The 14,406-nt window shown below is 44.6% G+C and carries 13 protein-coding genes; 9 read left to right on the forward strand and 4 right to left on the reverse strand.

From position 1 onward, the window contains the following. Positions 1-350: 350 nt before the first annotated feature. From argS to metX, 3 genes are all read right to left on the reverse strand, one after another. The gene (argS, locus tag BGI33_RS11555) at positions 351-2,072 is read right to left on the reverse strand and encodes an arginine--tRNA ligase (RefSeq protein WP_100091329.1); all 1,722 of its coding nucleotides are present in this window, start codon (positions 2,070-2,072) and stop codon (positions 351-353) included. Positions 2,073-2,347: 275 nt separating this feature from the next. Further along, the gene (gene metW, locus BGI33_RS11560) at positions 2,348-2,944 is read right to left on the reverse strand and encodes a methionine biosynthesis protein MetW (RefSeq protein ID WP_100091330.1); all 597 of its coding nucleotides are present in this window, start codon (positions 2,942-2,944) and stop codon (positions 2,348-2,350) included. Next, a complete protein-coding gene (gene metX / locus BGI33_RS11565; protein WP_100091331.1) occupies positions 2,941-4,080 on the reverse strand; it encodes a homoserine O-succinyltransferase MetX in 1,140 nt (379 codons plus the stop codon). Before metX ends, metW begins: the two co-directional genes overlap by 4 nt. Before the next feature lie 81 nt (positions 4,081-4,161). On the opposite strand from metX, the gene BGI33_RS11570 reads away from it, so the two are divergent. Continuing rightward, positions 4,162-4,344, forward strand: coding sequence for a protein MIGRI (locus BGI33_RS11570; protein WP_100091332.1), 183 nt, complete (start codon positions 4,162-4,164; stop codon positions 4,342-4,344). A 77-nt stretch (positions 4,345-4,421) separates the two neighbouring features. Here the strand turns inward: BGI33_RS11570 and BGI33_RS11575 are convergent, their stop codons facing one another. Continuing rightward, positions 4,422-5,399 (reverse strand): malate dehydrogenase, encoded by a 978-nt coding sequence (locus BGI33_RS11575; RefSeq protein ID WP_100091333.1) that lies wholly within the window; start codon positions 5,397-5,399, stop codon positions 4,422-4,424. Positions 5,400-5,660: 261 nt separating this feature from the next. Between BGI33_RS11575 and BGI33_RS11580 the strand changes: the two genes are divergently transcribed. From BGI33_RS11580 to BGI33_RS11615, 8 genes are all read left to right on the forward strand, one after another. Beyond that, positions 5,661-6,383, forward strand: a complete 723-nt coding sequence (locus BGI33_RS11580; RefSeq protein WP_257379115.1) for a GntR family transcriptional regulator — start codon at positions 5,661-5,663, stop codon at positions 6,381-6,383. Positions 6,384-6,524: 141 nt separating this feature from the next. Then, positions 6,525-6,905 (forward strand): succinate dehydrogenase, cytochrome b556 subunit, encoded by a 381-nt coding sequence (gene sdhC / locus BGI33_RS11585; RefSeq protein ID WP_100091335.1) that lies wholly within the window; start codon positions 6,525-6,527, stop codon positions 6,903-6,905. Further along, the gene (gene sdhD / locus BGI33_RS11590; protein WP_100091336.1) at positions 6,902-7,249 is read left to right on the forward strand and encodes a succinate dehydrogenase, hydrophobic membrane anchor protein; all 348 of its coding nucleotides are present in this window, start codon (positions 6,902-6,904) and stop codon (positions 7,247-7,249) included. The genes sdhC and sdhD overlap by 4 nt, the downstream gene beginning before the upstream one ends. Positions 7,250-7,251: 2 nt before the next feature. Further along, positions 7,252-9,021 (forward strand): succinate dehydrogenase flavoprotein subunit, encoded by a 1,770-nt coding sequence (gene sdhA, locus BGI33_RS11595; protein ID WP_100091379.1) that lies wholly within the window; start codon positions 7,252-7,254, stop codon positions 9,019-9,021. Positions 9,022-9,033: 12 nt separating this feature from the next. Further along, positions 9,034-9,738: a succinate dehydrogenase iron-sulfur subunit gene (locus BGI33_RS11600; RefSeq protein WP_100091337.1), complete on the forward strand. Its 705-nt coding sequence runs from the start codon at positions 9,034-9,036 to the stop codon at positions 9,736-9,738. After that, positions 9,738-9,995 (forward strand): FAD assembly factor SdhE, encoded by a 258-nt coding sequence (locus BGI33_RS11605; RefSeq protein WP_100091338.1) that lies wholly within the window; start codon positions 9,738-9,740, stop codon positions 9,993-9,995. Before BGI33_RS11600 ends, BGI33_RS11605 begins: the two co-directional genes overlap by 1 nt. Before the next feature lie 72 nt (positions 9,996-10,067). Next, entirely contained in the window at positions 10,068-11,351 is a 1,284-nt protein-coding gene (gene gltA, locus BGI33_RS11610; RefSeq protein ID WP_100091339.1) for a citrate synthase, read from the forward strand. A gap of 197 nt (positions 11,352-11,548) precedes the next feature. Further along, positions 11,549-14,374, forward strand: a complete 2,826-nt coding sequence (locus BGI33_RS11615) for a 2-oxoglutarate dehydrogenase E1 component (RefSeq protein WP_100091340.1) — start codon at positions 11,549-11,551, stop codon at positions 14,372-14,374. The last annotated feature ends 32 nt before the right edge of the window (positions 14,375-14,406 follow it).

Raw genomic sequence — 14,406 nt, forward strand, 5'->3', positions numbered from 1 at the left:
GCTTTTATTTGGTGAAAGCAGCTAAATATCTGTTTGAGTTAAGTCTGAGTACTCAAATATTTATTCAGAGTATAGACACGCGCTATTGTATTGGAATTGATTATAAGACGGAGCCATATATTGGCATTTAAATGAACTCATTCGATTTAATTAACTATGCCGGATTGATTTGTGTTAGTTAATATGCTGATTTTTAAAATATATCTATTCTATGGCGTCAATCTGAACTGAATTAAAATATAAATTGCTTGGTTTCAGTTTACTGATTTATATTTATAAAAAAATGCACTGTCTGGAATAAAGCTGATTCAAACAGTGCAGTTTATGATTCAGATAAGTGATTGCTTGAATTACATGGCTTCCAAGGTTTCTATGCCTAATAAAGCCAAACCTTGCTGTAGGGTTTTGCCGGTAAGGCTGGTTAGCTGCAAGCGGCTATAGCGCGTGGCATCATCTGCTTTGAGTATCGGGCAGGCTTCATAGAAGCGGCTGAACAGGGTGGCAATCTGATACAGGTAAGCAGCCAGGTAATGTGGATAGGCAGTATCTGCAACGCTATCCAGTATATCTTCAAATTTGAGTAATTCTACTGCAAGCTGTTGTTCCAGTGGTTCATTAAGGCTAATTTTTGCATTTGTATCCCATGCCCCTGCTTTGCGGAAAACGCTTTGTACTCGAGTATAGGCATACTGTAAATAGGGTGCTGTATTGCCTTCAAATGATAGCATGCTGTCCCAGTCAAATATATAATCGCTGGTGCGGTTTTTACTTAAATCAGCATATTTCACTGCACCAATACCTACTGCTTGTCCTATATGAGCTATTTCGGCCGGGCTTAGTTCGGGATTTTTACTGGCAACTAAAGCAGATGCGCGAGTCACGGCTTCATTGAGCAAGTCCAGCAGTTTTACAGTCTCGCCACTGCGAGTTTTAAACGGTTTGCCATCTTTGCCCATCATGGTGCCAAAGGATACGTGTTCAGCGTGTACGTTTTCTGGTAGCCAGCCAGCTTTGCGGGCTACAGTAAACAACTCACTAAAATGCAGGCTTTGACGTGCATCTACAACATATAACAGGCGATTGCCATGCAAAGTATTGATACGATAGCGCACACAGGCTAAATCGGTACTGGCATAAAGGAACCCGCCATCTTTTTTCTGGATAATGAATGGAGCCGGTTCGTTGTCCTGATTCTTGAATTCTTCAAGAAAAACTACTTTAGTTCCATCGCTGTCTACGGCAATGCCTTTGGCCAGAAGTTCGTTTACGGTAGGTTGCAGCTGGTCGTTATAAAACGATTCGCCGGTTACATCGGCAGGTAACAGTTTTAAGCCCAGCTTTTGGTAAACAGCCTGTGCATGTTGCAATGATGTTTGTACAAACTGTTGCCATAAGGCCAGTACGTTGGCATCGCCACTTTGTAATTTCACTACATATTCACGTGCGGTATTGGCGAAGCTTTCGTCTTCGTCAAAGCGTACTTTGGCGTTACGGTAAAACTGTTCCAAATCCGCCAGTTCCAGATCAGCACGACCATTTTGTTGCTGTTCAGTCAGATAGGCTACCAGCATACCAAATTGGGTACCCCAGTCTCCTACGTGATTCTGTGCAATAATTTTGTGTCCCAGAAAAGACAGCACCCGGTTTAGGCTGTCTCCGATGATGCTGGAGCGTAAATGCCCTACGTGCATTTCTTTAGCCAGATTGGGTGAGGAATAATCGATAACTATTGTTTGTGGTTCACTGCTGCGGGTAATGCCTAAATGATCATCCTGTAATGCATTTTTGATATATTGAACCAGTTTTTCCGGCCGCAGACGCAGATTAATAAAACCTGGGCCAGCGACTTCTGCTGTGGCAATCAGGATATTTTCCTGTAGAGCATCGGCAACTTTCTGTGCCAGTTCGCGTGGATTTTGTTTGGTTTTTTTGGCCGCGCCCATTACGCCATTAATCTGATAATCACCAAAATCACGGTTTTTAGCAGGTTGCAGGACAATTGGATGTTCGGCGAGTCCGGTTGCGCTGAATGCTTTTTCAACTTCAGCTGCAACTTGTTGATGTAGTTTCATATTGGTTTAACTATTAGGAGAATGACTAATTTTCGCACAAATACGCGTAAATCGCATTAACAGAATATAGCAATGAGTAGGTATAGTCAGATTCGTTTTGTTACTGGGTAGGAAAATTTATTCTATAACGGGATAGAAATGTTGTTGTATGAGTAGATAAATAACTCTCCATTGGTTGGCTGAATTTTTATATTATTTGTTGTGGAGGCAGGCAAGGCATTGCTGCTATCAATCTGGATTGCAGATAGATATTTAGTTTATGCAGCTTTGCAAAATTAGCCGACGCGATAAAAAGCCAGGCTACCTAGCAGGTTTGGCCACAGGGAGATACGTTTATTGCCACTCATAACGGCGCGTTGCAGCACTTTTAAATGGTTTTTGGTACATAATCTGTCGAAATCCTGAAGTGTACACCAGTGTATATTGGGGGTATTGTACCATTGATAAGGCATGCGTTCTGATACGGGCATATGCCCACCAAGGGCGATTTGCAGGCGATTGCGCCAATAGCCGAAGTTGGGAAAGGTCACAATGGCTTCTCTGGCTACGCGTTTCATTTCCTGCAGGATGTTTTCGGTGTTTTTCATCGCTTGGATAGTCTGGCTTAAAACAATGATATCAAAGCTGTTATCGTTAAAGTGTTGCAAACCGGCTTCCAGATCAGCCTGTATGACATTAACGCCACGCTGCATGGCGGCTAAAACGCTGCTGGTGGCAATTTCTAGTCCGTAACCCTGACAGTTTTTGTGTTTGATCAGGGCAGCCAGTAGTTCACCATCACCACAGCCTAAGTCGAGCACACGACTATTGGGGGCGATCCAGTCGAAAATCATTTGTAAGTCACCACGTAGTGGTGTTGACAAAGTATTCATTGTGTTAGTTCGGTGGCTATATTATTAAAATAAATACGGATGGCAGCCTGATAGTCTGCGTCTTCCATTAAAAATGCATCATGACCATGAGCAGACTGGAGTGCTATGTATTGTACAGGTTTGTTGGCGGCAACCAGAGCGTCGAGCAATTCCTGTGAACGTCTGGGGGAGAAGCGCCAGTCACTGCTGAAGCTGGCAATCAGTATTCTGGCCTGAATTGCTGATACTGCGGCAACTAAGTCGCCAGCATAATCACGTGCCGGATCAAAGTAATCCAGTGCTTTTGTCATCAGTAAATAACTATTGGCATCAAAAGCATCGGCAAATTTATCACCTTGATAATGTAGGTAGGATTCTACTTCAAATTCAACGTTGTAATCATACTGATAGTTTGGCTGACGCATTTGCCGGCCAAATTTTTTGCCTAGCCCGTCTTCTGCCAGATAGGTGATGTGTCCCATCATGCGTGCTATACGCAAGCCACGGCGGGGAATCCGTTGTTGTAGGGCATAATGACCCTGACAGAAATCAGGGTCGGTAAGAATGGCTTGACGGGCTACATCATTAAAAGCGATATTTTGTGTCGATAAACGGGGAGCGGAGGCAATGATTAATGCATGACGTAAGCGTTGTGGCTGATCAATTGCCCACTGTAATGCCTGCATTCCGCCCAGGCTGCCGCCCATTACTGCTGCCCACTGCTGGATACCCAGCCGGTCGGCCAGCATGGCCTGACTCTGAACCCAGTCTTTTACTGTCACCATGGGAAAATCGGCACCATATGCTTTGCTGGTGGCTGGATTGATGCTCAGTGGTCCGGTACTGCCATGGCAGCCTCCCAGATTATTCAGGCCTACGACAAAAAAGCGGTTGGTATCAACCGGTTTGCCGGGGCCAACCATGTTGTCCCACCAGCCGGGATGTTTATCGTTACTGCTATGATAGCCGGCAACGTGGTGATTTCCAGACAGCGCATGACATATCAGTACCGCATTACTTTTGTCTGTATTAAGGGTGCCATATGTTTCAACCATTAATTCAAACTGTGGTAAAACACAACCGTTCTGCAAGGTTAACGGGCAGTCAAAAGACATTTTCTGCGGGGTAATTATGCCAATACTGTCTATTTCTTTCATGGGAATAGGTAAAAGAATAGAAAACTGGCATTATAACGGCTTTGTCTGGTTTGCACAGATTTAACGTGTTTTGGAAAATATATGCTAGGCCGATTGTTGCGTTTGTTTGTTGTGGTAATTTTGCTGGGTGTGCTGTTAAAGTATGTGCTTGGAAAACAACAAAAGCAGAAACTTGGTTATTGGGTAAACTGTCTGGCGCTGATATTGCTGTTGATTACTTCGCTGATGTGGCTGTTGCATGCACTGCAATCGGATTTCTGGTAATTGAGAAGTGTTGTGATTTTGATTAATAAAAGATATCCGGCCAGCTATTCAGGCCGGCCGGATATTTTGTTCGTGTTTTATAATAAATTGCTAACTTCAGCTTTTTCTTCTTCAAGCTCAGCTAAAGTCTGGTTGATACGCTGCTGGCTGAATTCATCAATTGGCAAATCTTTGACAATGGTGTACTCACCATTTTCACAGGTCATGGGGAAGCCAAATACAATTCCTTCCGGAATACCGTAGGAACCATCGGATGGGACACCCATGGTAACCCATTCGCCATCACTTCCGATTACCCAGTCATGAATCTGATCAATAATGGCGTTGGCGGCACTGGCTGCTGAGGACAGGCCGCGAGCTTCGATAATAGCAGAACCGCGTTTACCTACTTTAGGCAGATATTCGTTTACATACCAGTCCTGATCATTGATCATTTCTGCTACATTTTCGTTATCTAAAGTTGCAAAGCGGTAATCAGTGTACATGGTAGGGCTGTGATTTCCCCATATGCACAGTTTTTTAATTTTACTCACTGGCTTACCGGTTTTTTCAGCCAGCTGGCTAAGTGCGCGGTTTTGATCCAGACGCATCAGAGCCGTGAAATTTTTAGCCGGCAGGTCTGGTGCGGACTTCATGGCAATATAGGCATTGGTATTGGCCGGATTACCAACTACCAGTACTTTTACATCACGGCTGGCCACTTTATTTAAAGCCGCACCCTGAGTGGTAAATATTTCTGCATTTGCCTGTAGCAGATCGCTGCGTTCCATACCTTTAGTACGCGGGCGGGCGCCAACGAGGATGGCTATGTCTGCATCTTTGAATGCTACCTCTGGATCATGTGTAGTGAACATGTCGACCAGCAGAGGAAATGCGCAATCCTGTAATTCCATCATCACGCCCTGAGCAGCAGTTTGTGACTGTGGTAAATCAAGAAGTTGCAGAATAACCGGAGTATCAGTTCCAAGCATGTCACCACTGGCAATGCGGAACAGCAAAGCATAACCAATCTGACCGGTAGCACCCGTCACGGCGATGCGCACAGGTTTTTTCATAACTTATCCTCTTAAAAATAAAAACACGACTACAAATATTTTTCTTGTCTTTGAAGCGGTGGATTTGGCAGCACTACAAGAATTTGGCGCGTATGATAACAAAATTCTGTTTAAGGTTAAATTAATTGGCGTAATAGATTGGTGTCTTTTTGAGAATATTGGCGCAATTTTTCATGCTATCTTATGTCTTATATAAGACTTTGTTTACTTGAGTTTGAAATGTCGTACAATAGATTAAAAATTAATCCGCTTAAAAGGCATATGCCTTTATATCAGTTAGTAATGCAGAGGGTTGTACATTTACTTGTGGATGGTGATTTCAGACCCGGACAGCAGTTACCCAGTGAATGGGATCTCGCTGCACTATGGGGCGTGAGTCAGGGTACGGTACGCAAGGGTTTGAATGAACTGGTATCACGAGGCATTTTGCAGCGTCATCAGGGGGTAGGTACTTTTGTTACTCAGCAAAACTGGGACTGGGGCAGTTATTCTTTTACCGCATTGCCTGTATTGCAGCATGGTAAAACGAAGCAGGTTTGGCCGGTAGCAGAAGTACTTAGTCTGGTGGTGACTGCTGCGGATGAGGAAACAGCGGTTCAGTTAGGCTTAAAAATAGCTGCGCCGGTGTGGAAGATAATGTTGCTGTGGCGTACAGGTTTCACTGAGGTGGCAATAGATGAGTTATTTTTACCTGTTGCATTATTACCAGATTTAAATGTGAGGTTTGTGCGTCGTCGTCGCAGTTTTTATGCTTTTTTGTTGCTTGAATATGATGTTCTGGTGGATACTGCGCAACAATGGCTTTGGCAGACTATATTGCATCCAGAAATAGCCAGACTGCTAAACGCAGATATGGCTCTGCCTGCACTTTGTCTGGGACGTTTGAGCCAGAGTGTCGACGGTGTGCTCTATGAGTGGCGCCGGCGTTATTTACAGCTTGGAAATCAAGCTCTGCAGTTAAGTGGTACTGCTGCTGAATTTTGAGGGCTGAATTGTAAATAATGTGTGTGTTTTGTTTTTACCTATTTGTTAAAAACTAGGTCAATTGCTGTAAATTTCGGTTTGAGGCGGCTCAGGTCGCTGGTTTTGAGTTTTAAATCTTCTAATAATCAAGAGGAGTTACCGATGCAAAAAGAAAGGCCAGTGTATCTGGATATACATAAGATACGATTACCCATTCCGGGTATTGTATCTATTTTTCATCGTTTCAGTGGTGTGGCGCTGTTTATCTGTATTCCGCTGTTGTTATGGCTGTTTTCAGGTACGCTGTCCCATGAATCTGCGTTTAATACCTATCATGCGCTTGTGCAGAATCCTTTGGCGAAGTGTGTTCTTTTTGTTCTGCTGCTGGCTTATGTTTATCACAGTCTGGCTGGTGTTCGCTTCCTGCTGCTGGATATTCATAAAGGCACAGAGTTGAAAACAGCACGAACTTCTGCCAAAGCAGTAGTTGTTTGCGCAATTGTATTGACCGTTATTATTTATGGAGCGTGCTTATTATCATGATTGATCGTAACTTGGCTGGCGCGCACTATGGTTTGCGCGACTGGATTATGCAGCGTATCACCGCAGTAGTCATGTTGGTGTATTCAGTACTTTTTTTAATCATGATTATTTGCTTACCGCACAGTTATCAGCAATGGCAGTGTTTCTTTGCCCAAACCTGGGTACGTCTGATAACACAGATTTTTGTGCTGGCGCTGGTATTACATGCCTGGGTTGGCATTCGTGATTTGTGGATGGACTATATCAAACCGGTAGGTTTGCGCCTGTTTTTGCACGTCGCCACAATTTTATGGCTGCTTGGCAGTCTGATTTATTCTGTTAAAGTGATTTGGGGGTTAGCATGAGTATGCCCAAGAGTTTACCGGTACGTCGTTTTGATGCAGTAATCGTTGGCGGCGGTGGTGCAGGGCTTCGTGCGGCTCTGCAATTATCTAAAGCAGGTTTGAATACAGTGGTGTTGTCCAAGGTTTTCCCAACCCGTTCTCATACGGTAGCCGCTCAGGGTGGTATCTCTGCCTCTCTTGGCAATGTGCAGGAAGACCACTGGAACTGGCATATGTACGATACGGTTAAAGGTTCTGACTGGCTGGGTGATCAGGATGCGATTGAATTTATGACGCGCCGTGCACCTGATGCTGTTGTGGAACTGGAGCACATGGGTATGCCGTTTGACCGTGTTGAATCTGGCAAGATTTATCAGCGTCCGTTTGGCGGACATACAGCCGAATTCGGTAAACGTGCGGTAGAGCGTGCCTGTGCTGTGGCAGACCGTACCGGCCACGCGATGCTGCATACTTTGTATCAGCAAAATGTACATGCAGAAACTCAGTTTTTTGTTGAATGGGCTGCTCTTGATCTGATTCGTGATTCCGAGGGTGTGGTTATTGGTGTTATCGCCATGGAAATGGAAACTGGTGAAGTTTTCATTCTGCATGCCAAAGCGGTGTTATTTGCTACAGGTGGCGCGGGTCGTATTTATGCTTCTTCTACCAATGCCTATATGAATACTGGTGATGGTTTGGGTATGGCTGCGCGTGCTGGTATTCCTCTGGAAGATATGGAGTTCTGGCAGTTCCATCCTACTGGTGTGGCTGGTGCCGGAGTTTTGATTACTGAGGGAGTACGTGGCGAAGGCGGAATTCTGCTGAACAGTGAGGGTGAGCGTTTTATGGAGCGTTATGCACCTACTGTGAAAGATTTGGCTTGCCGTGATGTGGTTTCGCGGGCTATGTCCATTGAAATCCATGAAGGCCGTGGTGTTGGTAAGAATAAGGACCACGTTCTGCTGAAAGTCGATCATCTTGGTGCAGAAAAAATTATGGAAAAATTGCCGGGTATTCGCGAAATTTCCATTCAGTTTGCTGGTGTTGATCCGATTAAGGATCCGATTCCGGTGGTGCCAACCTGCCACTATATGATGGGGGGTATTCCTACCAATTATCATGGTCAGGTAGTAATGGCCAAAGGTGATGATCTGGAAGCTCCGGTGCCTGGTTTTTATGCAGCAGGTGAATGTGCCTGTGCATCGGTGCATGGTGCTAACCGTCTGGGTACCAATTCATTACTTGATCTGGTGGTGTTTGGTAAGGCGGCTGGTGATCATATGATTGATTATATTAAGAAACAGGGTGCGCATCGTGAGTTGCCTGCTGATGTGGGCGAGAAAACACTTGCACGCCTTAGCCGTCTGGATAATCAGACTAATGGTGAAGAAGTATCTGAGGTACGTAATGACTTGCAACGGTGTGTTCAGTCGCATGCAGGTGTGTTCCGTACCGATGCTTTGTTGCAGGATGGCATTGAGAAAATTAATGCAATTGCTGAACGCGTAGCCAAAACGCAGATTCATGACAAGAGTAAAGTGTGGAATACAGCACGACTCGAAGCACTGGAGCTGGATAATCTGATTGAAGTGGCTCAGGCTACGCTGGTTTCTGCTGCTGCACGTAAAGAATCACGCGGCGCCCATGCTTCAGATGACCATCCAAACCGTGACGATGAAAACTGGATGAAACACACACTATATTATGCAGAAGACCAGCATCTGGAATATAAGCCGGTACATACTAAACCTTTGAGTGTGGAATATATAAAACCGGCTGAACGCGTTTACTAAGGAACTATCAAGATGGAAAAAATCCGCCTCCAAGTGTACCGCTACAATCCTGATGTGGATGCCAAGCCGTACATGAAAGATTATGAACTCGAAATCGAACCTACAGATGTGAAGCTGTTGGATGCGCTGATTAAGCTTAAGGCGCAGGATGACAGCCTGTCTTTTCGCCGCTCTTGCCGTGAAGGCATTTGTGGTTCTGATGGGATGAATATTAATGGTAAGAATGGCTTGGCCTGTCTGACTGATATTCGCAGTTTGAAGCAGCCAATTGTTTTGAAACCACTGCCAGCTTTGCCTGTTATTCGTGACTTAATTGTTGATTTTACGCAGTTCTTTAATCAATATCATTCGGTTAAACCCTATTTGATTAATGACACGGCGGCACCGACAGGGGAGCGTTTACAGTCGCAGGCGGAACGCAAAGAGCTGGACGGTCTGTATGAATGTATTTTGTGTGCCTGCTGTTCTACCTCATGTCCTTCGTTCTGGTGGAATCCAGACAAGTTTGTTGGCCCGTCCGGTTTGTTGAATGCTTATCGTTTTATTGCTGATACTCGTGATACGCGCACTAATGAACGTCTGGATAATCTGAATGATCCTTACCGGCTGTTCCGTTGCCATACAATTATGAATTGTGTGGATGTTTGTCCGAAACATCTGAATCCAACGCGGGCTATCGGTAAGATTAAAGATTTAATGTTAAGAAGAGCAATCTGATGCAGCATTTTGATGATAATGCCAAACGTCGCATACGCTGGTTAACCCGTCGTGGCCTGCTGGAGCTGGATATTATTTTAGGTCGCTTTATGTCTCATACCTTTGATCAGCTATCAGATGATGAGTTGAATGCATTTGTGGCGTTAATGGATTTACCTGACCCGGAAATTCTGGCATTGATCAATCAGTCTGGAAACTGTAAAAGTGTCCAGTTTGAGCCTGTTCTGGAGAAAATCAGGCAGGCTCAATTTTTGTAAATGCTTCTCTTTCGTTAATGTTTTTTAGTTTAGTTTATTTAAATAGAAAAAGTGAAAATTAAGGAGTTGGAGATGGCCAAGAACGCTATACTAAACATTGAAGGACAAGAGTCTTTTGAGATGCCGGTATTGTCTGGCAGTTTGGGGCCGGATGTAGTTGATATTAATAAGCTGTATGCTGGTACAGGCATGTTTATGTTTGACCCAGGGTTTACATCAACAGCATCCTGCGAATCGAAAATCACCTTTATCGATGGTGAAAAGGGGCAGTTATATTATCGTGGATATCCCATTGAACAGCTAGCGGAGCACAGTGATTATCTGGAAACCTGCTATTTGCTGATATATGGTGAGTTACCTGATGCAGTCGAAAAACAGAAATTCGAACTGGGTGTTTTGCGTCATAATATGGTGCATGAACAGCTAACCTGGTTTTTCCGGGGATTTCGTCGTGATGCTCATCCGATGTCAATGATGGTAGGGGTAGTAGGTGCACTGGCGGCATTCTATCAGGATAGTTTGGATATTAATAATCCTGATCACCGCCGGATTGCTGAATACCGCATGATTGCCAAGGTGCCAACTCTGGCTGCAATGTGTTATCGCTACTCAAAAGGTTTGCCATTTAATTATCCGCGTAACAGTTTGTCTTATACCGGCAACTTTATGCATATGATGTTTGCTAAACCAACTGAGGACTATGTAGTCAATCCTGTGCTGGAACGTGCTCTGGATCGGATTTTCATTTTGCATGCAGATCATGAGCAGAATGCTTCCACATCAACTGTGCGTTTGGCTGGTTCGTCTGGTGCCAATCCTTTTGCCTGCATTGCCGCGGGTATTGCCTGCCTTTGGGGGCCGGCTCATGGTGGTGCCAATGAGGCAGTGTTGAAAATGCTGGATGAGATTGGTGATGTATCCCGTGTTGAAGAATTTATACAGGGAGTTAAAGAAAAACGTTATCGTCTGATGGGTTTTGGGCATCGTGTATACAAAAACATGGATCCACGTGCCAAGATTATGAAACAGACTTGTGATGAAGTATTAAATGAGCTGGGATTACAAGACAGTCCTAAATTCAAGCTGGCAATGGCTTTGGAAAAAATTGCTCTGGAAGACCCGTATTTCATTGAACGCAAGCTGTATCCGAACGTTGATTTTTACTCCGGTATTGTTTTAAGTGCATTGGGTATTCCGACCACGATGTTCACTGTGCTGTTTGCTTTAGCCCGTACCGTAGGCTGGGTATCACACTGGCACGAAATGATTGCTGACCCGAATCAGAAAATTGGCCGTCCACGACAGCTATATACTGGTTCTGGCCGGCGCGATTATCTACCTGTAGATAAACGCTAATTATTTGTGTGTTCAGGCAGCTTTATAAGCTGCCTGAAACATACTGATGCTTCATCCCTATGTATGCACGTGGTGATCTGGAATCGGTATGTTGATATGCGGTAATCTGGAATCGGCATTCGATTCTCGAATTGAATATTGGTAGGGGATAGTGATATTCCTGTTTTATTAGTTTAAGGTAAAAAAGGGTTTTTACCATGATGGAAGAACAAACCAGTCTTTCTTATTTATATGGTGCCAATGCTCCTTACATTGAGGAGCTGTATGAGAACTACCTGAAAGATCGAGATTCAGTTGATGAATACTGGAAAGATTATTTTGACAAAGTAGCTGCATTGCCAGGCTATGTTGCCAAAGATATCCCGCAATTACCGATTCAGGAATCTTTTGCCAATCTGTCCAGACAGCATGGTACCGCTGCGCAGGGCAGTGTTGATTTAAATATGTTGCAAAAGCAGGTATCAGTATTAAACCTGATGAATGCTTATCGTATTCTGGGTAGCCGCAATGCTAATCTGGATCCGTTAAAACGTCGTTCTAAAGAATATCTGGCTGAACTGGATCCGGCACAATACGGATTGACGGATGCTGATATGTCTACCAGATTCTATACTGGTAGTGATTTTGCACGCAGTCAGAAGCTGCCTTTATGCGAAATTATCAATAAGCTGGATCAGACTTACTGCGGTACGGTAGGTGTGGAATATATGCACATTACCCGCCCGGATGAACGTAATTGGGTTCAGGAGCGGGTAGAAAAAGATTTATCAGCTGGCAGTTTTACTCCTGAACATAAACGTCGTATTCTGAAACAGTTAACTGCTGCCGAGACGCTGGAACGTTATTTGCATACCCGCTATGTTGGCCAGAAACGTTTCTCACTGGAAGGTGGCGAAAGTACGATTGTTGCTCTGGATTATCTGACGCAGCATTGTGGCAATCAGGGCGTTGAAGAAGTCATGATTGGTATGGCTCACCGTGGTCGTCTGAATGTGCTGGTAAATATCCTTGGTAAAGAACCACGCGATTTATTTAGCGAGTTTGAGGGTAAATATACAACCACTCTGCCTAGCGGTGACGTGAAATACCATATGGGTTTTACTTCTGATCTGGCTACTGGTAATGGTCCGTTGCACGTTTCACTGGCTTTCAACCCTTCTCACTTGGAAATTGTTAATCCGGTAGTTGAAGGTGCCGTCCGTGCACGGCAGAAACGTCGTGGTGAGTCTGGCCGCCAAGCTGTGTTGCCGGTATTGATTCATGGTGATTCTGCGTTTATCGGTCTGGGTGTGAATCAGGCTAATTTCAATCTGTCCCAAACCCGTGGCTATACTACTGGTGGCACTATTCATATTGTGATCAATAACCAGATTGGATTTACCACTTCTGATTTGCGTGATACACGTTCAACTGTGTATTGTACAGATCTGGCTAAAATGGTTGACGCACCAATTTTCCATGTGAATGGTGATGATCCTGAAGCTGTAAGCTATGTTGTAAGTCTGGCGATGGATTATCGCAAGTCATTTGGTAAAGACGCGGTAGTAGATATTGTTTGCTTCCGTAAACTGGGCCATAACGAAGGTGATGACCCAATGCTGACGCAGCCAATGATGTATAACAAGATTCATCAGCACCCGGGAACACGTGCACTGTATTCAGAGCGTCTGGTAAGCGAAAATGTGATTACTAAAGAGCAGGCGGATGGGCTGATTCAGGCTTATCGTGATGCGCTGGATAAAGGTGAACATGTTGAACAGACTACGCTGACTGATTACAACCATAAATATGCAGTAGACTGGAAGCCTTATATGGGCACTCACTGGAACCATCCGGTTGAAACCGGTATTCCTGCCGCAGATATTCAACGTCTGACTGCAAAATTTACTACGCTGCCAGAAGATTTTACACCACATAATACTGTGAAGAGAATGCTGGCTAATCGTGTTGCCATGGCTGAAGGTACACAGCCTGTTGATTGGGGCATGGCAGAAACACTGGCTTATGCCAGTCTGGTAAGCAATGGCAATGGTGTGCGTATTTCAGGTGAAGATTCCGGCCGTGGTACTTTCTCTCACCGTCATGCTGTATTGCACGACCAGAAACGCGAAAAAAGCGATGCTGGTGCCTATGTGCCGCTACGCAATTTGAGTGAAAATCAGGCTTCTTTCCTGGTAATTGATTCAATCTTAAATGAAGAAGCTGTATTGGCTTATGAATATGGCTTTGCTTGCAGTGCACCTGATCAACTGGTTATCTGGGAAGCACAATTTGGTGACTTTGCTAATGGCGCCCAAGTAGCAATTGACCAGTTTATTACTTCTGGTGAAACTAAATGGGGCCGTTTGTGTGGCTTAACGGTGATTTTACCTCATGGCTATGATGGTCAGGGCCCTGAACACTCTTCTGGTCGTCTGGAGCGCTGGCTGCAATTGTGCTCTGAAGAAAATATTCAGGTTGTTATGCCGTCTGAAGCTTCTCAGATGTTCCATGTATTGCGCCGTCAGGTACTGCGTCCATACCGCAAACCGCTGGTTATTTTCATGTCCAAACGCCTGTTGCGTTTCAATGAATCCATGAGCCAGCTCAGTGATTTCACTGAAGGTCATGCTTTCCGTCCGGTAATCGGCGATCAGGTTGAAGGTAATGAAAGCAGCGTTAAACGGGTGATTCTGTGTGCCGGTCAGGTGTACTACGATATCAATAAAGCGCGTCTGGAACGTGATCTTGGCAAAGATATTGCGATTGTGCGTGTGGAACAGCTGTATCCGTTCCCATACGAACAGCTGGCTGCTGAATTGAGCCGCTATCCTAATGCAACTGAAATTCTGTGGGCTCAGGAAGAGCCAAAAAATCAGGGTGCATGGTTCCAGATTCGTCATCGTATTGAAAAGATTGCTGGCAGCAAGCAAAAAGTTATTTTTGCTGGTCGTCCGGCCAGCGCTTCACCAGCAGTGGGCTATATGAGTAAACATGTTGCCCAGCTGAAACAACTGGTAGATGATGCTCTGGAATTGAAATAATCCGAATCCATTCTGAATAACTGGCCACCTGG

This window comes from Snodgrassella alvi (assembly GCF_002777425.1).
Lineage (GTDB): Bacteria > Pseudomonadota > Gammaproteobacteria > Burkholderiales > Neisseriaceae > Snodgrassella > Snodgrassella alvi_B.

Excerpts from the sequence above, each read along its gene's own strand:
- gltA (WP_100091339.1), top strand. The coding sequence starts at position 10,068 with ATGGCCAAGAACGCTATACTAAACATTGAAGGACAAGAGTCTTTTGAG.
- BGI33_RS11575 (WP_100091333.1), bottom strand. The coding sequence starts at position 5,399 with ATGAAAAAACCTGTGCGCATCGCCGTGACGGGTGCTACCGGTCAGATT.
- BGI33_RS11570 (WP_100091332.1), top strand. The coding sequence starts at position 4,162 with ATGCTAGGCCGATTGTTGCGTTTGTTTGTTGTGGTAATTTTGCTGGGT.
- metX (WP_100091331.1), bottom strand. The coding sequence starts at position 4,080 with ATGAAAGAAATAGACAGTATTGGCATAATTACCCCGCAGAAAATGTCT.
- sdhC (WP_100091335.1), top strand. The coding sequence starts at position 6,525 with ATGCAAAAAGAAAGGCCAGTGTATCTGGATATACATAAGATACGATTA.
- sdhD (WP_100091336.1), top strand. The coding sequence starts at position 6,902 with ATGATTGATCGTAACTTGGCTGGCGCGCACTATGGTTTGCGCGACTGG.
- metW (WP_100091330.1), bottom strand. The coding sequence starts at position 2,944 with ATGAATACTTTGTCAACACCACTACGTGGTGACTTACAAATGATTTTC.
- BGI33_RS11580 (WP_257379115.1), top strand. The coding sequence starts at position 5,661 with ATGCCTTTATATCAGTTAGTAATGCAGAGGGTTGTACATTTACTTGTG.
- BGI33_RS11600 (WP_100091337.1), top strand. The coding sequence starts at position 9,034 with ATGGAAAAAATCCGCCTCCAAGTGTACCGCTACAATCCTGATGTGGAT.
- sdhA (WP_100091379.1), top strand. The coding sequence starts at position 7,252 with ATGCCCAAGAGTTTACCGGTACGTCGTTTTGATGCAGTAATCGTTGGC.
- BGI33_RS11605 (WP_100091338.1), top strand. The coding sequence starts at position 9,738 with ATGCAGCATTTTGATGATAATGCCAAACGTCGCATACGCTGGTTAACC.
- BGI33_RS11615 (WP_100091340.1), top strand. The coding sequence starts at position 11,549 with ATGATGGAAGAACAAACCAGTCTTTCTTATTTATATGGTGCCAATGCT.
- argS (WP_100091329.1), bottom strand. The coding sequence starts at position 2,072 with ATGAAACTACATCAACAAGTTGCAGCTGAAGTTGAAAAAGCATTCAGC.